The following is a 20,695-nucleotide window of genomic DNA, read 5'->3' on the forward strand; positions in this document are numbered from 1 at the left end:
GACCGGCAGTACCCGCTGTACGGGCAGTACCGGCACGATCAGCCGCACCGGCATGATCGGCCGCACCGGCACGACCAGCCGGGCCGACCGGGCCATCGGGATCAGCCGGACCGGCCGGACCAGCCGGATCCGCACGACCGTCAGGACAGCTGAGACAGGCCGACCAGCCGGGACCGTCCGGACGGCCCGGACAATCCAGACAGCCGAGTCAGGAGACCAACGGTGAACACCAGCCACCAGGAGCGGCCGACGGTCGAGGCCCCCAGCCTGCAGGAGCTCCGGCAGCGGGCGCTCGCCGCCGCCTCGCCCACGGCCCACGCGGAGGGCGCGGCCATCGTCTGCGATCGGCTGGTCCGGATCTTCAGCGCCGAGGGCATCGAGGTCCAGGCGCTCCAAGGCCTGGAGCTGACCATCCGGCAGGGCGACCTGGTCGCCCTGGTCGGCGCGTCCGGCAGCGGGAAGTCCACCCTGCTCACCATCCTCGCCGGGCTGGACGTGCCGACCGCCGGCACCGCCACCGTGGCGGGCTGCGACCTGCTCGAGATGTCCGCCAAGGAGCGGCTGCGCTACCGGCGCGAGGTGGTCGGCTTCATCTGGCAGCAGACCGCCCGGAACCTGCTGCCGTTCCTGACCGCGGCCGAGAACATCGCCCTGCCGATGCAGCTGCGCGGTCGTCGCTCCGGAGCCGGGGGATCGAGGCGGCAGGCCGCCCGCGTGGCCGAGTTGATGGAGGCCCTGGAGATCGGGGACCTCGCCCACCGGCGGCCCGGCGAGCTCTCCGGAGGCCAGCAGCAGCGGGTCGCCATCGCGGTGGCGATGGCCAACAACCCGCCCGTGCTGCTCGCCGACGAGCCGACCGGCGAGCTCGACTCGGAGACCGGCGCGGTGATCTTCGACGCCTTCCGCACCGTCAACCGGGAACTCGGTGCCACCGTCGTCATCGTCACCCACGACCCGATGGTGGCCGGTGAGGTGCGCCGCACGGTCGCCATCCGGGACGGACGGACCAGCAGCGAGGTGCTGCGCCGCACGGTGACGGACGAGCACGGGGAGGAGTCGGTCAACGAGCGCGAGTACGTGATGCTGGACCGCACCGGGCGGGTGCAGCTGCCCGTCAAGTTCCTGGAGGCGCTCGGCATGGAGCACCGGGTGGCGGTCGACCTCGCCGCCGACCACATCGAGGTCCGGCCGGACGACGTCGCCGGTCACTGACGACGCTCAGCCGTCGCCGCCCATCCGCTGGAAGAGGCCGCTGTTCTCGGCGTCCCTCCGGAGGTCGGGAGGCGCGGCCCCGTCGCGGTCGCCGTGGGATGGGGCGGTGCAGCGGGCGAAGACGAGCACGGCACTGGCTGCCACGGCCAGGATGCCCAGTGCGGTGAGGATGCGTAGCCAGGTCAAGATGTGCCTCCTGGAGGCAGTGCGAGGGAACGCCGCCGGAGGTGTATCGGCAGTTCGGCTCGCACGGTCGAGTGCCCACGGTCGGTTCTTCCCGGCGACCGCCGCGCGAGAGGTCGCCCGCGCGGGCGCTCGAAGCATCATGGGGGCGCGTCACGCCCCTTCGCGCGCCCCGGCGACGGCCACGACCCGACCGCGCGCCCGGTACGGGACCCGCCGCCACCTGCCGTGCGGCGCCCCGTCCGGGCCCGCCTCGGGTGGCGGCGGACCGGCCGGGGGCGGCGCGTTGTTAGGGTTCCCCGTCGGGCGCAGCGCGGAAGCGCTGGGCGGGCGATCGATGCGCGGACACATCGGTGCGCGGCCAAGCGGTAGACGTGAGAGCGGTGGACGGGGGAGCGGTGGGTGGCACGGTGACTGCGGTGCTGGCTCCGGACGGGGTGGTGGATCTACGGGGCGCGGACGGGGCGGAGTTCGTCGTGGCGTACCCGGCTGACGCCGTGGTGGTGGTGTCGGGGCTGCCGGGGGCCGGGAAGAGCACCTTGCTGCGGCGCTGGTCCGGGGGCCGGGCCGGTGACGGTTGCGGCGCCCCGGTGGTGGACCCGCGGGCGGTGCACGAGGCCTGCGAGGCGCTGATGCCCGCGTGGTTGCCGTACGGGGTGTACCGGCCGTGGGCGCGGTGGGAGCACTTCCGGTTGCTGCGCAGGTCGGTCCGGCGGGGCGGGCCGTTGCTGGTGCACGACTGCGGCAGCCGCGCGTGGATGCGGCGATGGCTCGCGTGGGAGGCCGGTCGGCGGGGGCGAGAGCTGCACCTGGTGCTGCTGGACGTCGGCGCCATGACCGCGCTCGAGGGCCAGCGGGCGCGCGGGCGGCACGCCTCGGTACGGGTGTTCGCCCGCCATCGGCGTGGTCTGGAACGGCTGTCGCGGGCCTTCACGGGCCACGTGCGGTCGAACGGGCCGACCCTGCCCCCTCCGGTGGCGCCCGCGCCGACACCTGCGCTGCCGGCCGTGCGTACGCGTGCAGCTGCGCCGGTGCCCCACCCGACGCCGGAGGCGGTGTCGGTCCTGTTGCTGGACGGGGTCTCCCGGTCGCGCGCCGTGGGGGTTCGGTTCGGCTGACCTCCACCGCGGGGCGCACGGCACCCATGGCCCGTGCGGTCGGCCCGGGCGGGCGACGGGCCACGGTGCGGCCACGGCGGCCGGGACCCGGGCCCCGCGGGCACGCGTCCCGTCGGGGCCCGTCGGCCGGCCGCCTGCTCAGCGGAGTCCGTCCCAGAGGAGGCGTTCGTCCCGCCGCGGATCCCGGACCACCGCCGGTGCGTCGGCCGTCAGCCGCAGCACCTCCCGGTCAGGAAGATAGGCGGGCCAGGACGGCAGCCCTCGGTGGCGGGGGCGCCCGTCGCGGGCGAAGGACGTCCAGGCGGCTCGGACGGTCTCGGACAGCTTCGGATGGTGCGCCGGGTCCGCGAGCGGGTCGGAGCCACCGGCGAACAGGTATCCGAGCTCGGCCATGTGGCAGGCGCCGAGCACGCCGTCCAGCACGGGGGAGGGCTGCGCGAACTCGTAGACGTAGGTGTCGGCGCCGTGGAGGGCGCGCGCCTCGGCGACCCGGAGGGCGGGTATCCGGTAGCCGTGGTCGGTCATCACCGCGGAGAACAGGTCGGCGGCACCGGCCTGCGGCCGGGAGGCGGCGTAGCGCGTCCGCGCGGCGGCGGGGTCGAGTCCGAGGGCGGCGAGGAAGCCGTACAGGAAGGTGTCGTCGATGCGGTCCGCCATGCCGAGCGGCACCAGGAAGAGTCGGAACTCCTCGCTGGTGACGCCCGTGAGCAGGTCGAGATGACGGCCCGCGCCCGCGGCGACCGCGTCGACGGGTCGTTCGGGAAGGTTCTGCGTCCCGAAGACGGGCAGGACGGTGGTGCCCCCGCCCGCGGACTCGCCCCAGCGGCCCGGGTCGGTGCTACGGGCGATCTCCTGCGCGAGCAGGGCGTCAGCGGCGATCAGATCCTGCGGGGAGACGGCGGCCAGGGCCTCGGTGGTGCACTCCACACCGGCGAGTTCGGCGAGGCGCTCGGTGAGGAGGCGCGCGGTCGCGGGGGAGTGGGCGTGGTGCCCGGCCCCGCTCTGGGTGATGGCCCGGTGGAAGAGGCCTTCGGCGCGGGGCATGGCCATGAGGGCGGTGATGCTGATCGCCCCGGCTGACTGGCCGAACACCGTCACGTTGTCCGGATTCCCGCCGAACTCGGCGATGTTGTCGCGCACCCACTCCAGGGCGGCGATCTGGTCCAGCAGCCCGAGGTTCGCCGTGCCGTCGGGCAGGAGGAGGAAACCCTCGGGCCCCAGACGGTAGTTGAGGGTCACGCAGACGACGCCGTCGCGGGCGAACGCGGAGCCGTCGTACGTCGGCAGCGAACCGGACCCGTTGCGGAACGCGCCGCCGTGGATCCACACCATGACGGGCAGTCCGGCCTGCGAGCGGTGTGCGGAGGGCGTCCAGACGTTGAGGTTCAGACAGTCCTCGCCCTGTTCCCCGGCGGGGAGGAGCAGGCCGGCCATGGCCGGACCGTAACCCGGTTGGGGCGCCGCCGGACCGGGCCGCAGGGCGTCACGCACCTCGCTCCAGGGCTCGGGCGGCCGGGGCGCACGCATCCGGTCCGGGCCGAACGGGGGAGCGGCGTAGCGGACGCCGAGGAACGACGCGGTGCCGTCCCGGAAGCGGCCGCGAACCGGACCGTGGAGGGTGTTGACGACGATGGTGTCCATGGCGGTGAGTGGTCCCGGGAGGTAGTGCGGTGTTCGTGTGCGATGCAGACCCTTCCGGGTGTCCCCGTCCCTCGCAACCGAATTCCGGCACCGGCGCACTGACCGAACGCACCGGCGTACTGACACACCGACGAGCTGACGCACCGGCGCACCGGCGCACCGGCGCACCGACGCACCGGCGCACCGACGCACCGACAGGCCGGAGATCGCCGCCGTCGGCGCCGGCCGGGCGAGCGCACTGCGAGACTGGGGGCGGCAGGTTCCGTCACGGAGAGAGGTCACACCCCGCATGCCCAGCAGCGCCGCCGTCGACAACCCCTGGTTCCGTCGGTTCAACCCGTCCGACTCCGCGCCCGCCCGGGTGGTGATCTTCCCGCACGCAGGCGGCTCCGCCAGCTACTACCTGGACCACGCCAACGCGCTCGCGCCGCACGCCGACGTGCTCACCGTCCAGTACCCGGGGCGGCAGAACCGCTACGCGGAGCCGACGATCGACTCGGTGCCGGAGCTGGCCGAGCAGGCCTACCGGGAGCTGAGGGAGTGGTCGGACCGGCCGCTGACCCTCTTCGGGCACAGCATGGGTGCGGCCGTCGCCTTCGAGGTGGCCCGCTGCTTCGCCCGGGACGGCCTGGCCGGGCCGGAGCGGCTGTTCGTGTCGGCGGGGCGCGCGCCCTCGCTGCCCCGGGACAGCGAGATCCACCGGCTGTCGGACGACGGCATGCTCCGGGAGATCGTGCGGCTCGGCGGGACGGACGAGCGGATCCTCACCATTCCCGCGCTGCGCGAGCTGATCCTGCCGGCGCTGCGGGCCGACTACACCGCGATCGAGACGTACCGCGCCGCGCCGGACGCCGTCGTGCCGCAGCCGATCATCGGGCTGGTGGGGGAGAGCGACGGCAACGCGACGGTCGATCAGGTCGCGCAGTGGGAGCGGCACACCACCGGCGGCTTCGACCTGCGGGTCTTCCCGGGCGGGCACTTCTACGTGGCGGACCAGGTCGAGGCCGTGGTGCGGTTGATCGCGGACCACCTGGGCGGTGAGACGCCCGTTCGTCCCCTGTCCACTGTCCGACCGCTCGACTAGGGTGCCTGCTGGCGGGCCATCGGTCGGTCCGGCCCGCCAGCAGACCACGTGGGAGGCCGCCATGCGCCGGATCGCCGTCGTCGGAGCGGGCCAGGCCGGCCTGCAGCTCGCGCTCGGGCTGGTGGCCGACGGGTACGCCGTGACGCTGGTGGCCGAGCGCACCCCGGAACAGGTGCGCCGCGGGCGGGTGCTGTCCACCCAGGTGCTGTTCGGCCCGGCGCTGCGGATCGAAGCGGCCGCCGGACTGGACCTGTGGGCGCGTGAGGCGCCCACCGTCTCCGCGGTGGACGCGGTGCTCGCGGCGCCGCCGGCCACCAGGGCGCTGGAGTTCACCATGACGCTGGACGAGCCGGGCCAGTCGGTGGACCAGCGGATCAAGCTGGCCCGCTGGCTGGAACTGCTCGAGGAGCGCGGCGGGCGGGTCGAGTACGGCTCGCTGGACCGCGCCGGCCTGCACCAGCTGGCCCGACGGCACGAGCTGACCGTGGTCGCGGTCGGGCGCGGGGACCTGGCCGGGATCTTCGAACGGCACGCCGCACGGTCGCCCTTCGACCGGCCGCAGCGCGCGCTGTCCTGCCTCTACGCGCACGGCGTGGGTTCGCCGGACCCGTCCGCCGGGCCCAGGGCGCGGATGCACGCCCTGCCCGGCCTCGGTGAGCTGTACCTGCAGCCGGCCCTGACGCTCTCCGGCCCCTGCGACATCCTGCTGTGGGAGGCGCTGCCCGGCGGACCGCTGGACGCGTTCCGCGACGGCCCGGCGCCCGACGTCCAACTGGCCCGTGTCCGCGAGCTGCTGGCCGAGTACCTGCCCTGGGAGGCGGAGCTCTGGCAGGAGGCCGAGCCGACCGATGCCGGGGCCGGACTCCACGGCGCGGTGACCCCCACCGTGCGCCGCCCGGTGGCGGAGCTCGGGACGGGCGTCGACGCCGTCCACGTGCTCGGCCTCGGTGACGCCGTGGTCGTCAACGACCCGATCACCGGCCAGGGCGCCAACGGCGCGGCCCGCGCGGCGGAGGCGTACCGGCGGGCGATCGTCGAGCACGGCGACGCCCCGTACACGGCGGACTGGATGTGCCGCACCGCCGAGCGGTTCTGGCAGCAACACGCCCGGCACGCCGTGGAGTTCACCGCCTCGATGCTGACCGTGCCGGAGCACCTGCACGGGGTCTTCGCGGCCGCCGCCGACCACGAGCAGGTCGCCCGCCGGCTGGCCAACACCTACGCCGAGCCGAGCGACCACGCCGCCTGGCTGGCCACGCCCGAGCTCACCGCCGCGTACCTCTCATCGGTCGCCGGCCAGCGCGGTGGCTCGTCGGCCGGTTCGGTGACCCGTCGGCCGGTTCGGTGACCCGTCGGCCGGTTCGGTGACCCGTTGGCCGGTGTGGTGACCCGTCGGACAGTGTGGTGACGCTTCGCCCGGTGCGGTGACCGCGTGGGTCCGCCCGGTCGGGTCGGAACGCGGACCCAGGCCATGACCCGGTGTCAGAGCCGCCGGGTAGCGTGCCGGCCACCAGATCCGACTCCTCTCCGGGAGAACCACCGTGGACATCCTGCTCATCGCCGGCTTGTGGCTCGACGGATCCGCCTGGGACGACGTCGTGCCGGAGCTCACCGCGCTCGGCCACCGCCCCGTGCCGCTCACCCTCCCGGGCCAGGGCGACGGCGTCGCCTCCGCGACGCTTGACGACCAGCTGGAAGCCGTGCTCGCGGCGGTGGACGCGGCTCCCGGAAAGCCGCTGGTGGTGGGGCACTCCGCCGCCTCGACGCTGGCCTGGCTGGCCGCCGACCGGAGGCCGGAGAGGGTGGCCAAGGTCGCGCTGGTCGGCGGCTTCCCCGCCGCCGACGGGCGGCCCTATGCCGATCAATTCCCGGTCGTGGACGGGGCCGTGCCCTTCCCGGGCTGGGGTCCCTTCGAGGGCGCGGACTCCGCCGATCTGGACCAGCAGACCCGCGACCGCATCGCGTCCACGGCGGTTCCCGTCCCTGAGGCGGTCGCCAGGGGAGTCGTGCGGCTGACCGACGAGCGCCGCTTCGACGTCCCCGTCGTGCTCGTCTGCCCCGAGTTCGCCCCTGCCCAGGCGGAGGAGTGGATCGCCGCCGGTGCGAGCCCCGAGCTCGCTCGCGCCGGCCGCCTCGCGTTCGTGGACCTCGACTCGGGCCACTGGCCGATGGTCAGCCGCCCCCGCGAACTCGCCCGCGTCCTGGCGGAGGCCGCCGACTCGTAGAGGAGCCGAGTCGGCACGGCGATGCCCTCCTCATCAGCCGCACCTCGTCATCAGTGCACCTCGTCATCAGCGTCCTTCGGCTTCAGCGCCCCTCGGCACCGGCCTCGGCCTGCGGAGCCGGCGGGGCGCCTTCGCCGTTTCACCGGTCTGTCATCGGCCGTCACTACCGTGTCTTTGACGTGTTCGCGGCGGCTTACGGGGCCTGCTGCGTGCTGCCCGATCGAGTGGAGCCCGGCGTGACCGAACTGCGGCCCCGACCCGCCCCCTTCAGGTCGACCCGCCGGAGATCCGGTCGGGTCGCCGCACCTGGCGGCTCCGGAACGGGTCCCTCCGCGGGACGGTGCCACCGGCCCTCTCGCCGGTGATCGACTCCTCCCGGCTGCCTCCCCCGGCGCGCACCGAGCGCACCTTCCGGGCGGCCGACGGCCTCGCCGCGCCGGGGATGCGGCCACCCGGGTGAGGTCCGCCAGCGCCCTGGGGTCCCGTCCGCCCGCCCCTTCGCCACCCCGCGCCCGCCCGGGGACACCGCCCGCCCGGGGACACCACACGACCGTCCGACACCGAACGGCCCAGCAGAGAAGGCAATCATGAACAGGACCCTGATGAAGACGGCGAAACTGCTCACCGCACCGGCCGTCGCCCTGACCCTCTTCGCGCCCGTCCTCGCCGCCGCACCGGCGGGCGCCGCCACGACGGACGCCTACACCTTCACCAACCCGGACGGCACCCTCAACGCGACGGGCGACAACGACGGGAACCAGATATCCGTCACCCCCGACGGCACCAACTACACGAACTGGCGGCTGATCAGGCTCGGCGCGCCGGGTACGTTCAACCTCGCCAGTACGTCCTCCGGCAAGTGCGTGTACGCCTCCCAGCCCGCCATCCAGCAGTCCTGCGGCAAGGACGGCGAGCAGTGGCACTTCCGGCCCGTGGACGGCAAGCCCAACACCTTCGGCATCGTGCGCCGCGACGACACCAGCGGCGTCGAGTACTGCATGGACAACCGCGGCGGCCTCCACCTGTGGGGCATCCTCGCCCAGCCGAACGTGTGCAACGGCAGCGCCGGCCAGGAATGGACGGTCCCCGCGTCGAAGGCGGCCGAAGCGAGGAGCCTCGCCCTCGACTACTACGCCGACCTGTGCGCGAAGAAGACGTCCACCTGCTCGTGGACCGAGAAGTCCGAGGGACAGCCCGAGGTCCTGCCCCGCCAGCCCGCCTCCTCGGTCTGGTACAACGACACCGGCGCCACCATGAAGCAGGTCTTCACCACGATCTACCACTCCGGCTGGTCGCAGTCGTACTCCGCGGGGGTGTCGACCTCGGTGGGTGTCTCCACCCCGGTCCAGGCGATGATCAGCAGCCAGCTCAGTGCGACGCAGACCTACCAGTCCGACGAGGCCACCGTGAACGGCATCGCGATCGACGTGCCGCCCAAGAACTACGGGTGGGTCGACTTCGCCGCCGTCGGCAAGAAGGTCACCGGCACGTGGACCTTCGACACCGACAACCAGCCGTGGACCTCCGACGCGACCGTGACCGTCCCGGTGATCAACTCGGCGGCCGGCTCCACCATGTACGTCGCCCGGACCAGTACCGACGCGCCCGGCGGCGGCAGCAACACCGGCGTCAAGCCCGCCGCCCTGGCCAGGACCGCGAAGGCCGCCGTGGACGTGCCCGCAGGCGGCAGGCTGACCGCCTACCAGGGCGGCGTCCGGGTCGACGACGCCAACGGCACCACCATCGCCACGGTGCAGCCCGGCACCGTCACGGACACCAACGGCGCCACCCACCGGGTCGCACTCGCCGTGGACGGCAACACCGTCACCCAGACCGTCGAAGGCGTCACCGGGGACACCGTCATCGGCACCATCACGCCCCCGACCTACTCCCTGGGCAGCGGCAAGCCCGCCGCGGCGGGGACCGTCAGGACGATGACGGAGGCGGCCTCGGTGGTGGCCGCGGCGGACGACAGGAACAGCGACGAGCACGACAAGTGCATGGCCAAGAAGATCGGCACCAGCATCGTCGTCGGGGGCGTCACGGGTGCCCTGACCGGCCCCGAAGGAGTCGCCATCGGCATGCTCACCGGGGCGTTCAAGGGCATCGCCACGGGCGTCCTGGAGTGCTGACCTGAGCCGCCCGCCCGGCTCAGCGGTACCACCGCGTCCCCCTGCCCACTGTGCGGCCGGGGGACGCGGCCGTCGGGGCCGTCGGGGCCGTCGGGGCCGTCGGGGCCGTCGGGCCGTCGGTGCCGCCGGCCGGGAGGTCCGGGCGCAGGACTTCGCGGAGGCCGAGGAAGGCGCCGGAGGCGCCGTGGCGGAGACCAGGACACCCGCCCGTACCGTGGGTGACCACCACCGCTGCGCCGTGCCGCCCGGCGGCGTCGAGGTCGTCCGCGGCCACCGCCGTGCTCGGGACCCCCGCGGACTCCGGCACGGCCCGCGACGGCGGGTGGCGCCGAGACGTTCCGGAAGATCCATCCGGATGGTCATACGATGATCCACGCCGTCTCCCGTCGACGCCCGAGGAGGGCCGGGGACGGCCGAACGTGGGGTGGAGCGGAGCGGTCGGCGCCCGCGGCTCGTTGGACGGGTGTGGCTGACGAGACGAACGACGACCGGGCTCAGGCTCCGATGGTGTGGGCGCTGGCCGTGCGCGAGGCGGCGCAGGGGCCGCCCTTGGCGGAACTGATCGTGGAGGTCGGTGACGACCTCTACGCGGAGTTCGTCGAGGCCGCGGTCGACAGCGGGTTCACGCTCGCGGCGGGCGAGCCTTCGGTCACGAGCGGGGCCGTCGAGGTAGGTGAGGGCCGGGTGCGGCGCCTGGTGCTGGTCGGCGGGCGCGAGATCTGGGAGCCGGACACCCGGGTGGAGGCGTCGCCGGGCTGGCTGGCAGCCGCCGAGGGCAGGGGTGCGGCCGTCCTGATCCTGGTGCCGCCGAGGACCTGGCCGCCGGGACTCGTCGAGCTGGGGCCGGAGGAACGCCTGGAGGTGTTCAACCGGCAGTTCGACCGGGAACAGCGGGCGGGCCGCGTCCTGCACGGCATCGTGTCCGTGCGGCTGGCGGGGCCCTCGGACAGCGGGTGGCCCGCACGTGGCGCCGAGTAGCCGCGCCCTTCACGCTCGAAGGCTGACCTCCCCTCAGCGCGGGGCCGGACGCCGGCACCGGGCCGCCGGGACAGGGCCCGGGCTCGGGTCCGCCGAAGCACCGCGGTGCCGCGTCGGGCGTCCCCGCCGGGCCCGGCGCGGACCACCGGCAGTGCCGCCCGGTAGAAGACCCGCCACCGCCGTCGTCACCCCGGGAAGCGGCTCCCCCTCGTGACGCCCGAGCCCCCCGAGCGCCGGGGCTGACCCGCAGTTCGGGGGGAGCAGCGGAGGGGCCCTGTCCGTACTTGCCCCCGTCCGGCCCGTGGGACGAGGCTGGAAGGGGAGGACGGAACCGGTGCGGGAGGCGTTGCTGGTGGACGGTGGCGGGCCTGCGGGCCGGTCCGGCAGCGGGCACCGGAGCGTGCCGCACACGGCGGACCTGCGGGTGGAGGCCTGGGCGCCGACGGCCGAGGGCTGCATCGGTGAGCTGGTGCACGCCGTGGTCGGAAGCTTCGCCGACCTGTCGGGCGCGCGGATCGTCGGCGAGCGGGCCTGCACGGTGCTCGCAGTGAGTGATCCGGATCTGCTCGCGGGCGTCCTGGAAGAGGTCATCTACCGGATGGACGTGCACGGTGAGCTGCCGGTCGCGGTCGCCTTCGGTGCGATCGAGGGGCTGGACGGGGCCCGGAGCGTCGAGGTCCGGTTCCGGATGGCCGACGCGGCCACCGCCGAGGTGGTCGGCGCCGTGCCGAAGGCCGTCTCGCTGCACGGGCTGGAGCTGAGCTCGGGGCCGGACGGCTGGACCGGCGCGGCCACGGTGGACGTCTGACGCGCGGGAGGGGGAAGGCGGAAGGCCGGAGCGGGGTGAGCGAGGTGGAGGTCGCACTGGTCGAGGCGGGCCGCTGCCGCTGGCGGATCGAGCCGCGCCCGCCGATGCGGGTGCCGGGCGTGGTGTTCGCGAGCGGTGCGCTGCTGCCGCAGGCCGCCGGGGACAAGGCGCTGGAGCAGGTGGCCAACGTGGCGACGCTGCCCGGGATCGTCCGTGCCTCGTTCGCGATGCCGGACGTGCACTGGGGCTACGGCTTCCCGATCGGCGGGGTCGCGGCCACCGACGTCGACCGGGGCGGTGTCGTCTCGCCCGGCGGGGTCGGCTTCGACATCTCCTGCGGCGTCCGGCTGCTGGCCGCCGGGGTGGCCCGGGAAGAGCTCGACGCCGAGCGGATCCGCCGCCTGATGGACCTGCTGGACCGCACCGTGCCGCGCGGACTCGGTCGCGGCGGTCTCTGGCAGCTCGCCGGGCCTCAGGAACTGGACGACCTGCTGCTCGGCGGAGCCCGTTACGCCGTCGAGCACGGCCACGGCGTCCCGCGTGACCTGGAGCGCTGCGAGGACCGGGGCGTACTGGCGGGCGCGGCCCCCGGCGAGGTGAGCACCCGGGCCGTCGAGCGCGGATTGCAGCAGGTCGGCAGCCTCGGCTCGGCCAACCACTTCCTGGAGGTGCAGGCCGTCGACGAGGTGCACGACCCGCGGACGGCCGCCGCCTTCGGGCTGCGGCCCGGACAGGTCTGCGTGATGATCCACTGCGGCTCGCGCGGGCTCGGCCACCAGATCTGCACCGACCACGTCCGCACGATGGACCGCGAACTGCACCGCCACCGGATCGACCTACCGGACCGCCAACTCGCCTGCACCCCGGTCGAATCGCCGCGCGGCCGGGCCTACCTGGGCGCCATGGCCGCCGCCGCCAACTACGCGCGGGCCAACCGGCAACTGCTCTCCGAGGCCGCCCGCCGCGCCTTCGCCACCGCGTTCGGGGTCGGGCTGGAGCTGGTCTACGACGTGTCGCACAACCTCGCCAAGCTGGAGGAGCACGAGGTGGACGGCGAGGTGCGCACGCTCTGCGTCCACCGCAAGGGCGCCACCCGCGCCCTGCCGCCCGGCGACCGCGACCTGCCCGGGGACCTCGCCGGAGCCGGTCAGCCGGTGCTGGTCCCGGGGACGATGGGCACCGCCTCGTACGTCATGGTCGGGCTGCCCGGCAACGAGGCGTTCCACTCCGCCTGCCACGGCGCCGGCCGGGTGTGGAGCCGCCACCAGGCGCTGCGCGCGGTGCGCGGTGAGCGGCTCCGGGGAGAGCTGGAGGCGAGCGGCATCGCGGTGCGGCCCGCCTCACTGCGGGCGCTGGCGGAGGAGACGCCCGAGGCGTACAAGGACGTGGACGCGGTGGCCACCGCCACCGAGGCCGCGGGGTTGGCCCGGCGGGTCGCCCGCCTGGTGCCGCTGGGCGTGTGCAAGGGCTGAGTGCGGCTCCGAGGGCTGAATGCGGCTCCGAGGGCGGAAGGTGGAGGAGCCCCCCGCCCGCGGCGCCCGTCTCCGACGCCCGACGCCCCCGGCCCCGCCGCCCCGGGCGCGTCCCCCGGTGCTCCGGTGCTGCGGCCGTGTCCCTCGACTCCCCGGCCCCGGCGCGCTTGGATGTCCGAAGGTCCGACACGCGCCGACGCGCCGGGTGCGGCGCCGTCACAGGAGGTGGGCATGCCGGGAGACGCGACCGCACCGGTGATCGAAATGGCCGCCCTCACCAAACGGTACGGCGCCACGGTCGGCATCGAGGACCTGGCCGTCACGGTCGCGGCCGGTGAGGTGTTCGGGCTGCTCGGCCCCAACGGTGCCGGGAAGACCACCACCCTGCGCTGCCTGGTCGGCCTGCTCAGTCCCAGCAGCGGCCGGGTGCGGGTGCTCGGCCTCGACCCGGTGGCCGACCACCGGAGCCTCGCCCCCGCGCTCGGCTACCTGCCCGGCGAACTGCGGCTCTACCCCGAGCTCACCGGGCAGCAGACCCTCGACCTGCTCGCCGCCCTCCAGGGCGCCCCGGTGCGCCGGCAGCGCGAACTGTGCGAACGGCTGAAGCTCTCCCCGGCCGATCTGGGCCGACCGGTGGGCCAGTACTCGCGCGGCATGAAGCAGAAGCTCGGGCTGGTCCAGGCGCTCCAGCACCAGCCCGCCGTGGTGGTGCTGGACGAACCCAGCGAGGGGCTGGACCCGCTGGTCCAGGAGACCTTCTTCGAACTGCTCGCCGAGGAGACCGCGGCCGGTCGCACCGTCCTGCTCTCCAGCCACGTCCTGCCGGAGGTGCAGCGGTCCTGCGGCCGGGTCGCCATCGTCCGGCGGGGCCGGCTGGTGACCGTCCGTTCGGTGGCCGAACTGCGCCAGGCACGGGCGCGGCGCGTGCGGCTGCTGTTCGCGGACGACCGGGGCGCCCGGCCGCTCGGGGCCGCCGAGCGCTGGTCGCCGCGGTGGGACGGCAGCCGGGTGGAGCTGCTGGTGCCGCCGGACGACGTGGTGCCGGCCGTTCGGGGCCTGCTCGCCGAACTCCCGGTCGCCGACCTGACCGTGGAGGAGGCGGGACTGGACGAGGCCTTCCTCGACCTCTACCGCTCCACCGACCAGCAGGACGCCGAACGCGAGGAGCAGCGATGACGCCCGCGACCGTGAGCCGCCGCCTCCCGCTGGTCTGGCTGGCCCTGCACCGGCGGCGCCGGATGCTGCTCTCCCTGCTGTTCGGCATGGTCGTCTTCGAGACCCTGATCGTGGTGATCGCCGGAACCGTCCCGCCCACCGAGCTGTTCGGCGCCCGTCGCACCCCGCCCGGCGCGTTCAGGGCCTTCAGCGGCTCCAACGGTGACGTCTCCATCGCCAGTTACCCCGGTCTGCTCGGCGCCGGACTGACCCACCCGTTCTGGATCGCGCTCCAGCTGACCGTGATCGGCTCGCTCGGTGCCGCCGCCGTCGCGGCCGACGTGGAGTCCGGCACCATCGAACTCCTGATGACCCGTCCGGTCTCGCGGCGCCGGCTGCTGGCCGAGCGGGCCGGTGCGCTGATCGCCGCCTCGGTGCTGCTCAACGCCGCCGCCACGCTGACCGTCGCGCTCGGCGTGGTCTTCTCCGCGCACCTGCGCGACGCCGTCCCCGAGGGCGGGGTGTTCGCCGCCGGACTGCTGGGCTGCGCCCTCGCGTTCTGCCTGACCGGGCCGGTCCTGGCGGTGTCCGCGCTCAGTCGGCGGCGGGCGCACGTGATCGGCGCGGCCGTCGCCTTCGGCGCGGTCGGCTTCGCGCTCAACTTCGTCGCCCTGGCCTGGTCCCCGGCCGAACCGCTGCGCTACCTCAGCCCGTTCCACTACTACGCGCCGGGCGACGTGCTCGCCCGCGGCGGGGTGCCGTGGGCGGCGCTGGGGGTGCTGGTCGGCGTGGGGCTGCTCGGACTGCTGGCGGCCTTCCGGCTGCTGGAGCGGCGCGATCTGGCGATCTGACTCCGAACGTACGGCCGGGAGTTCGGTCATGCGTGCGGCGGCGTTCGGGTGGCCGCTCACCCGGCTGGGTGGTGTGTTCAGGACAAAAACCGGAATTCCCGGTGGCCCGGATGCGCGGCCGCGAGCATACCGCTGTGATCACACTGCGCCGAACCACCGTTGCCGCGGCCGCCGTCTGCGCCGCGCTCATCGCCCCCCTGCTCCCCGCCGCCGCCCAGGCGGCGCCGCTGCCCGCCGCCCAGGCCGCCCGCGCCGCCGCCGAACGCCGGGTCGACGCCTACCTGGACGGCATCCGGAACGACCCGGGCCGGCTGCGGGCCTTCCTGCGCGACCTGCCCAAGGGCGGTGACCTGCACAACCACCTCTCCGGTGCGGTCTCCACCGAACTGCTGATCCAACTGGCCGACGAGGACGGCCTCTGCATCGACACCGTCACCCTGACCGCGCAGGTGGCGCCCTGCACCGCCACCGCCCGCCCGGCCGCCGACGCCGTCACCGACCAGGCGTTCCGCCGACAGGTCATCCGCGCCTGGTCGATGCAGGACTTCACACCCGGCGCCGAATCCGGCCACGACCACTTCTTCGCCACCTTCGGCAAGTTCGGCGAGGCCAGCTGGCGCCACCCGGGCCGGATGCTGGCCGAGGTCACCGAGACCATGGCCGACCAGAACCAGAGCTACCTGGAGACCATGCTCACCCCGGCCTCGCCGGGTGCCGCCGCACTCGCGGCCAAGGTCGGCTACGACCCGGACCTCGCCAGGCTGCGCGACAAGCTGCTCGCCGACGGCGGCATCGACAAGCTCGTCGCCCAGGCCCGCTCGGACGCGGACCAGATGTTCGACGAGTACCGCGCCACCGAGAACTGCGGCACCAGGAGCCCCGCACCCGGCTGTTCGGTGACCGTCCGGATCATCTCCCAGGCCTCCCGGGCCTCCACGCCCGCCCGGGTCTTCACCCAGCTCCTGCTCGGCATGGAACTCGCCAGCCGGGACGACCGGTTCGTGGCCGTCAACCTCGTCCAGCCCGAGGACTACCCGGCCTCGCTGGAGAACTACGACCTCCAGATGCGGATGCTGGACTACCTGCACCCGCTCTACCCCAAGGCCCACATCTCCCTGCACGCGGGCGAGCTGGTACCCGGGCTCGTCAAGCCGGAGGACCTGCGCTCGCACATCCGGGAGGCCGTGCTGACCGGCCACGCCGAGCGGATCGGACACGGCGTCGACGTCGTCCACGAGGACGACTCCGAGGAACTGCTGGACACCCTGGCCGAACGGCACGTCCTGATCGAGGTGCCGCTCACCAGCAACGAGCAGATCCTCGGCGTCTCCGGCCAGGAGCACCCCTTCCCGCTCTACCGCAGCCACGGCGTGCCCACCGCGCTGGCCACCGACGACCCGGGCGTCTCGCGCGGCGACATCACCGGGGAGTACCAGAAGGCCACCACCCGCTACGACCTGGGGTACCGGGACCTGAAGGACCTCGCCCGCAACTCGCTGGAGTACGGCTTCCTGCCCGGCCGCAGCCTCTGGAAGGACGCCGACCGCTTCCGCCCGGCGCCCGAGTGCGCCGGCGAGGCGCTCGGCAACGACCGCCCCGGCAAGCGCTGCGCGGCGCTGCTGGCGGCCAGCCCGAAGGCGCAGCAGGAGTGGCGTCAGGAGCGCGGCTTCGCCGACTTCGAGGCGTCGGTGCCGCGCCGCAGCTCCTGACCGGGGGCGCGGCCGCTCCGGCCGCCTTCGTCACACCAGGTCGAAGGCGGTGGGGGCGTGCCGCGCCCAGATCCTCCGGGAGGCCTGTTCGGGGTAGCGGACCGTCTCTGATCGGGCGTCCACGACCCGGGTGAGCTGGTGCCGCGGCTCGTAGGCGGCCCATCCCGGATCGCCGGTGGAGACGAACCGGACCCAGGCCCGCTGCAGCTCGCGGGAGGCGGCGACGGCGTCCGGCCCGGGTGGGTCACCGAGGAACTGCCGGGCGGTGGGGCTGTCGAGGGTGCCGAAGGCCAGGGGGACGTCCAGACCGTGGCAGGCACCGAACACCCCGCCCAGGGCCGGTGCGGCGAGGGCCAGTTCGAAGAGGTGGGAGGTGCCGCCGGCCACGGCGTTGCCCTCGGCGAGGTGGAGGGAGGGCATCCGGAACAGGGCGTCCGAGCTGACCGCCTCGAGGAGGTCCCCGGGGGCGGCTCCGGGGTGGGCGGCGCGGTAGGCGTCCGGGCCGCCCGGCTGCGGGGCGAACAGGTCCAGCGCGGTACCGGCCTCCTCCTCGGTGAAACCACCGTGCCGTCCGGCGAGGACGCTGAACAGCCGGAACTCGTCCCGGGCGTGGCCGACCAGCAGCTCGATCCCGGCGGCCCGCCCGGCGGCCAGGGCGGTCCAGGGCTCCTCCGCCAGCATCTCGCCGTCGACCACCGGAACGGTGGCGATGCCGCTCTGCGCCAGGCGGCCCCAACGGGCGAGGTGCTCCGGCAGTGCGGCGCCCAGGTCGGTGACGGCCGCGGCCAGCCGCCACGGGTCGACCTCGGCCAACCCGGCGGCGGTGGGGGCCGCGCCGAGCTGTCCGGCCAGCGCGGCGGTGACCTCGGCCGCCAGCGCGGGGGTGCAGAGGTTGCCCGGGACGCTGTGGGCGACGGCCCGGCGGAACAGTCCGCGCGCCCGCTCCATGGTCAGCAGCGCGGCGACGGAGCCGGCGCCGGCGGACTGGCCCGCGACGGTGACCCGGCCCGGATCGCCGCCGAACGCGGCGATGTTGCGCTGCACCCACTCCAACGCCGCCACCTGGTCCAGGAAGCCGCGGTTGGCCGGAGCGCCCGCCAGCACTGCGAAACCCTCGGCGCCCACCCGGTAGTTGACGCCCACCACGACCAATCCGGCCCGAGCGAGCCGAACCGGGTCGTAGAGCGGATCTCCCGAGGTGCCCGAGATGTAGCCGCCGCCGTGGAGCCAGACCAGCACCGGTAGGCCCGCCCCGCCCGGGTCCGGCGTGCAGACGTCGAGCGTCAGCCAGTCGGTGCCCCGGGTCGGCGGGGCGGGCAGCGGGCCGGACTGCGGGACGCTCGGGCCGAACTCGAAGGCCTCGCGGACGCCGTGCCAGCGCTCCCGTGGGGCCGGGGCGGCGAACCGGAGAGCACCGACCGGCGGCTGGGCGTAGGGGATGCCGCGGAAGACCGGCAACCCCCGGTCCAGGAAGCCGCGGACGGTTCCCTCCGCGATGCGGGCGAGGGGTGGGGCGACGGGTCGGCCGAGCATCGGGAGGCTCCTCCTTCGGACATCCTTCGGTGGCCCCCAGCGTTATGGGTCAGATGTATTATGTCAACTGTATGGAAAAGATGGCCGGAAGTTACGACGGCCGGGAGAGGCGGGGTGGCGGGGCATGCCCAAGCAGGTGGACCACGGGAAGCGCCGGGAGAGCATCGCCCGGGCGCTGTGGCGGGTCGTCGAGCAGCGCGGTGCCACGCACCTGAGCCTGCGCGAGGTCGCGCAGGAGGCGGGCATTTCGCTCGGCCAACTGCAGCACTACTTCGGCTCCCGGGCGGAACTGCTCGCCTTCGCGGCGGACCTGGCAGGGGAGCAGAGCGCACTGCGCGTGCGCCAGGCGCTGTCGGCGCTCGGCGAGGCCCCGCACCCCCGGCAGGTGCTGCGAGCGATGCTGGTCGAACTGCTGCCGTTGCACGCCGACTCACGCGCGACCAGCCGGATGAGCGCCGCCTACGTCCTGGAGGCGCTGCACGACGAGGAGGTCCGCGTGCGGGCCGGGAGTGGACTGATCCAGGGGCGGGCCCTGGTGGAGCAGGTGGTCCGGCAGGCGATCACCGGCGGGCTGATCGCGCCCGAGTGCGACCCGGTGGTGGAGACCGACCTGCTGCTCGCGCTCACCGGCTTCGCCACGCTCCTGGAGCTCGGCGTGGTCGAACCGGCGGCCGCGCTGGCCGCCATCGACCGGCACCTGGACCGGCTGTTCGGCGGCGGGACGACGGGGCGACGGGGTGACGGGGTGACGGGGTGACGGGGTGACGGGGTGACGGTACGGGCGGGCGCAGCGGTTCCGGCCGACGCGGAGGGGATCGGTCGGTGCGGGGGGCCGGTCGCGGTGGAGGGACCGGCAGGTTCGGGGGGCTGCTGACCGCGTGGCAGGCTAGCCCGGTAGCACCGCCGCCCGTGACCAGGAGCCCGCCCATGGACCGACCCGCCGCCCTCCGCCTCGACGCCACCGCCTCCGGGCACCCGGCGGGCATCCTGGACGCCGCCGAGCAGGCCGAACGCCGGGGCATGGACCGGCTGGTGGTCGCCGAGACGGCGTACGACCCGTTCCTCCAACTCGCCCGGGCCGCCGACCGCACCGAGTCGATCGAACTGGCCACCGGCATCGCGGTCGCCTTCGCCCGCACCCCGATGACGCTCGCCTACCAGGCCTGGGGACTGCACGCCGCCTCCGGCGGGCGGGCCGTCATCGGGCTCGGCTCGCAGGTCAAGCCGCACATCGAGAAGCGCTTCGGCATGCCCTGGGACCGCCCTGCCGCCCGGATGCGCGAGTACGTGCAGGCGGTGCGGGCCATCTGGCGCAGCTGGCAGACCGGTGAACGGCTGCGCTTCCGCGGCGAGTTCTACACCCACACGGTGATGACGCCGGTGTTCTCGCCGGATCCGGTCCCGGCGGGGGTGCCCCGGATCCTGCTGGCGGGCGTCGGCCCGCTGATGACCCGCGCCGCGGGAGCGGTGGCCGACGGCTTCCTCAGCCACCCCTTCACCTCGGCCGCCTACCTGGCCGACCAGGTGCTGCCCGGCCTCACCGAGGAGCGCGGCCGGGCCGAGGCGGCCGGCGCTGAGTGGACCCGGCGGCCGTTCGAGATCGTCGGCAACGTGCTCACCGCCACCGGCCGCACCGCGGAGGAACTCGCCGCCAACCGGGCCGGGGTGCGGGAGCGGCTCGCCTTCTACGCCTCCACCCCGGCCTACCGGCCGGTGCTGGCCCAGCACGGCTGGGAGGGACTGCAGGAGGAACTGCACACCCACTCGGTGCGCGGGCGCTGGGCGGAGATGGCCGCGCTGATCGACGACGAGGTGTTCGACACCTTCGCGGTCTCCGGTTCGGTGGAGGAGGTCGCGCAGGAGATCCACCGCCGCTACGCGGGGCTGGTCACCCGCCTGTCCGTGAACCTTTCGGAGGACGCGGACCCGGAACTCGGGCTGGACGTGCTGGAGGCGGTGCGGGCGCTGGGCTGAGAAGGCGTCAGGTGACGTTCCGGGTGGTTCGTTTCTGATCGCGACGTGGTGTTCGCCGAGAGGAGTCTCTGGCTGAGGCGAGGGGGAAGCCGGCGCGGCTGCCTTCCCCCCACCTGATTATGATCTCGGACATGCAGCCGACGATCGAGACCGCCGACATCACCGACCTGGTCCAGGTGGTCGAGGACCACCACCGCTACTGGGGCGAGCGCGACCTTCGAGCCGGCCACCTCCCGGTCCTGGTGCGGGAGTTCGGCTCGACGTGCTTCGTCGCGCGCGGCGAGGCCGGGATCCTCGGCTACCTGGTCGGCTTCGTCACCCCGGACGCCACCGGCTACGTCCACCTCATCGCCACCCGCGACGACGCTCGGGGCCTCGGCCTGGCCCGGCGGCTGTACGAGGAGTTCGAGCGCGTGGCCCGGACCCAGGGCGCGGTCCGTCTGAAGGCGATCACCTCGCTGCCCAACACCGGCTCGGTGGCCTTCCACCGCAGCATCGGGTTCAGCGACGAGATCGTCGAGGACTACCTCGGTCCGGGCCGGTCGATGGTGGTCTTCCGTCGCGAACTCACCTGAGTTCTCGTTCCTCAGCGCTCAAGCCAGGCTCCCGGTCGGTATGAG

Annotated in this window: 18 protein-coding genes; 15 read left to right on the top strand and 3 right to left on the bottom strand. The window is 74.3% G+C overall.

Annotated features, from left to right (window positions below; genetic code table 11):
• Positions 1-222: 222 nt before the first annotated feature.
• Positions 223-1,212: an ABC transporter ATP-binding protein gene (locus tag ACGF07_RS03030; RefSeq protein ID WP_350736152.1), complete on the top strand. Its 990-nt coding sequence runs from the start codon at positions 223-225 to the stop codon at positions 1,210-1,212.
• A gap of 6 nt (positions 1,213-1,218) precedes the next feature.
• On the opposite strand, the gene ACGF07_RS03035 is transcribed toward ACGF07_RS03030, so the two are convergent.
• Entirely contained in the window at positions 1,219-1,398 is a 180-nt protein-coding gene (locus ACGF07_RS03035; RefSeq protein ID WP_350736149.1) for a hypothetical protein, read from the bottom strand.
• A 473-nt stretch (positions 1,399-1,871) separates the two neighbouring features.
• On the opposite strand from ACGF07_RS03035, the gene ACGF07_RS03040 reads away from it, so the two are divergent.
• On the top strand, positions 1,872-2,513 hold the full coding sequence (locus tag ACGF07_RS03040; RefSeq protein WP_392894845.1) for an AAA family ATPase: 642 nt from the start codon (positions 1,872-1,874) through the stop codon (positions 2,511-2,513).
• 138 nt (positions 2,514-2,651) lie between these two features.
• On the opposite strand, the gene ACGF07_RS03045 is transcribed toward ACGF07_RS03040, so the two are convergent.
• Positions 2,652-4,154: a carboxylesterase/lipase family protein gene (locus tag ACGF07_RS03045; protein WP_392894847.1), complete on the bottom strand. Its 1,503-nt coding sequence runs from the start codon at positions 4,152-4,154 to the stop codon at positions 2,652-2,654.
• A gap of 289 nt (positions 4,155-4,443) precedes the next feature.
• On the opposite strand from ACGF07_RS03045, the gene ACGF07_RS03050 reads away from it, so the two are divergent.
• From ACGF07_RS03050 to ACGF07_RS03095, 10 genes are all read left to right on the top strand, one after another.
• Entirely contained in the window at positions 4,444-5,238 is a 795-nt protein-coding gene (locus ACGF07_RS03050) for a thioesterase II family protein (protein ID WP_392894849.1), read from the top strand.
• 61 nt (positions 5,239-5,299) lie between these two features.
• Positions 5,300-6,586 carry a styrene monooxygenase/indole monooxygenase family protein gene (locus ACGF07_RS03055; RefSeq protein WP_392894851.1) on the top strand — a complete coding sequence of 429 codons (1,287 nt, stop codon included), beginning with the start codon at positions 5,300-5,302 and terminating at the stop codon, positions 6,584-6,586.
• Between the two features lie 193 nt (positions 6,587-6,779).
• Positions 6,780-7,463 carry an alpha/beta fold hydrolase gene (locus ACGF07_RS03060; protein ID WP_392894853.1) on the top strand — a complete coding sequence of 228 codons (684 nt, stop codon included), beginning with the start codon at positions 6,780-6,782 and terminating at the stop codon, positions 7,461-7,463.
• 587 nt (positions 7,464-8,050) lie between these two features.
• Positions 8,051-9,595 carry an RICIN domain-containing protein gene (locus tag ACGF07_RS03065; protein WP_392894855.1) on the top strand — a complete coding sequence of 515 codons (1,545 nt, stop codon included), beginning with the start codon at positions 8,051-8,053 and terminating at the stop codon, positions 9,593-9,595.
• A gap of 465 nt (positions 9,596-10,060) precedes the next feature.
• A complete protein-coding gene (locus ACGF07_RS03070) occupies positions 10,061-10,573 on the top strand; it encodes a hypothetical protein (RefSeq protein ID WP_392894857.1) in 513 nt (170 codons plus the stop codon).
• A 334-nt stretch (positions 10,574-10,907) separates the two neighbouring features.
• On the top strand, positions 10,908-11,381 hold the full coding sequence (locus ACGF07_RS03075; RefSeq protein WP_392894859.1) for an archease: 474 nt from the start codon (positions 10,908-10,910) through the stop codon (positions 11,379-11,381).
• Positions 11,382-11,416: 35 nt separating this feature from the next.
• The gene (locus ACGF07_RS03080) at positions 11,417-12,853 is read left to right on the top strand and encodes an RtcB family protein (RefSeq protein WP_392894861.1); all 1,437 of its coding nucleotides are present in this window, start codon (positions 11,417-11,419) and stop codon (positions 12,851-12,853) included.
• Positions 12,854-13,084: 231 nt separating this feature from the next.
• On the top strand, positions 13,085-14,029 hold the full coding sequence (locus tag ACGF07_RS03085) for an ABC transporter ATP-binding protein (protein ID WP_392894862.1): 945 nt from the start codon (positions 13,085-13,087) through the stop codon (positions 14,027-14,029).
• Complete coding sequence (locus ACGF07_RS03090; protein ID WP_392894863.1) at positions 14,026-14,859, top strand: ABC transporter permease subunit; 834 nt, start codon at positions 14,026-14,028, stop codon at positions 14,857-14,859. The genes ACGF07_RS03085 and ACGF07_RS03090 overlap by 4 nt, the downstream gene beginning before the upstream one ends.
• A gap of 110 nt (positions 14,860-14,969) precedes the next feature.
• The gene (locus ACGF07_RS03095) at positions 14,970-16,568 is read left to right on the top strand and encodes an adenosine deaminase (protein ID WP_392894865.1); all 1,599 of its coding nucleotides are present in this window, start codon (positions 14,970-14,972) and stop codon (positions 16,566-16,568) included.
• Between the two features lie 30 nt (positions 16,569-16,598).
• On the opposite strand, the gene ACGF07_RS03100 is transcribed toward ACGF07_RS03095, so the two are convergent.
• Positions 16,599-18,101, bottom strand: a complete 1,503-nt coding sequence (locus ACGF07_RS03100) for a carboxylesterase/lipase family protein (protein WP_392894866.1) — start codon at positions 18,099-18,101, stop codon at positions 16,599-16,601.
• A gap of 124 nt (positions 18,102-18,225) precedes the next feature.
• Between ACGF07_RS03100 and ACGF07_RS03105 the strand changes: the two genes are divergently transcribed.
• The 3 genes from ACGF07_RS03105 (at position 18,226) to ACGF07_RS03115 (ending at position 20,650) form a co-directional block, all read left to right on the top strand.
• Entirely contained in the window at positions 18,226-18,858 is a 633-nt protein-coding gene (locus tag ACGF07_RS03105) for a TetR/AcrR family transcriptional regulator (protein WP_392894868.1), read from the top strand.
• Positions 18,859-19,028: 170 nt separating this feature from the next.
• The gene (locus ACGF07_RS03110) at positions 19,029-20,075 is read left to right on the top strand and encodes a TIGR03617 family F420-dependent LLM class oxidoreductase (protein WP_392894870.1); all 1,047 of its coding nucleotides are present in this window, start codon (positions 19,029-19,031) and stop codon (positions 20,073-20,075) included.
• A gap of 131 nt (positions 20,076-20,206) precedes the next feature.
• The gene (locus tag ACGF07_RS03115) at positions 20,207-20,650 is read left to right on the top strand and encodes a GNAT family N-acetyltransferase (protein ID WP_392894872.1); all 444 of its coding nucleotides are present in this window, start codon (positions 20,207-20,209) and stop codon (positions 20,648-20,650) included.
• Positions 20,651-20,695 lie beyond the last annotated feature (45 nt).

The sequence above is a fragment of the Kitasatospora sp. NPDC048194 genome, from assembly GCF_043202455.1.
Lineage (GTDB): Bacteria > Actinomycetota > Actinomycetes > Streptomycetales > Streptomycetaceae > Kitasatospora.

What these genes read in the sequence shown, in the direction of transcription:
- ACGF07_RS03045 (WP_392894847.1), bottom strand. Translation starts at nt 4,154, where the DNA reads ATGGACACCATCGTCGTCAACACCCTCCACGGTCCGGTTCGCGGCCGC.
- ACGF07_RS03050 (WP_392894849.1), top strand. Translation starts at nt 4,444, where the DNA reads ATGCCCAGCAGCGCCGCCGTCGACAACCCCTGGTTCCGTCGGTTCAAC.
- ACGF07_RS03055 (WP_392894851.1), top strand. Translation starts at nt 5,300, where the DNA reads ATGCGCCGGATCGCCGTCGTCGGAGCGGGCCAGGCCGGCCTGCAGCTC.
- ACGF07_RS03065 (WP_392894855.1), top strand. Translation starts at nt 8,051, where the DNA reads ATGAACAGGACCCTGATGAAGACGGCGAAACTGCTCACCGCACCGGCC.
- ACGF07_RS03085 (WP_392894862.1), top strand. Translation starts at nt 13,085, where the DNA reads ATGCCGGGAGACGCGACCGCACCGGTGATCGAAATGGCCGCCCTCACC.
- ACGF07_RS03090 (WP_392894863.1), top strand. Translation starts at nt 14,026, where the DNA reads ATGACGCCCGCGACCGTGAGCCGCCGCCTCCCGCTGGTCTGGCTGGCC.
- ACGF07_RS03095 (WP_392894865.1), top strand. Translation starts at nt 14,970, where the DNA reads ATGCGCGGCCGCGAGCATACCGCTGTGATCACACTGCGCCGAACCACC.
- ACGF07_RS03100 (WP_392894866.1), bottom strand. Translation starts at nt 18,101, where the DNA reads ATGCTCGGCCGACCCGTCGCCCCACCCCTCGCCCGCATCGCGGAGGGA.
- ACGF07_RS03105 (WP_392894868.1), top strand. Translation starts at nt 18,226, where the DNA reads ATGCCCAAGCAGGTGGACCACGGGAAGCGCCGGGAGAGCATCGCCCGG.
- ACGF07_RS03110 (WP_392894870.1), top strand. Translation starts at nt 19,029, where the DNA reads ATGGACCGACCCGCCGCCCTCCGCCTCGACGCCACCGCCTCCGGGCAC.
- ACGF07_RS03115 (WP_392894872.1), top strand. Translation starts at nt 20,207, where the DNA reads ATGCAGCCGACGATCGAGACCGCCGACATCACCGACCTGGTCCAGGTG.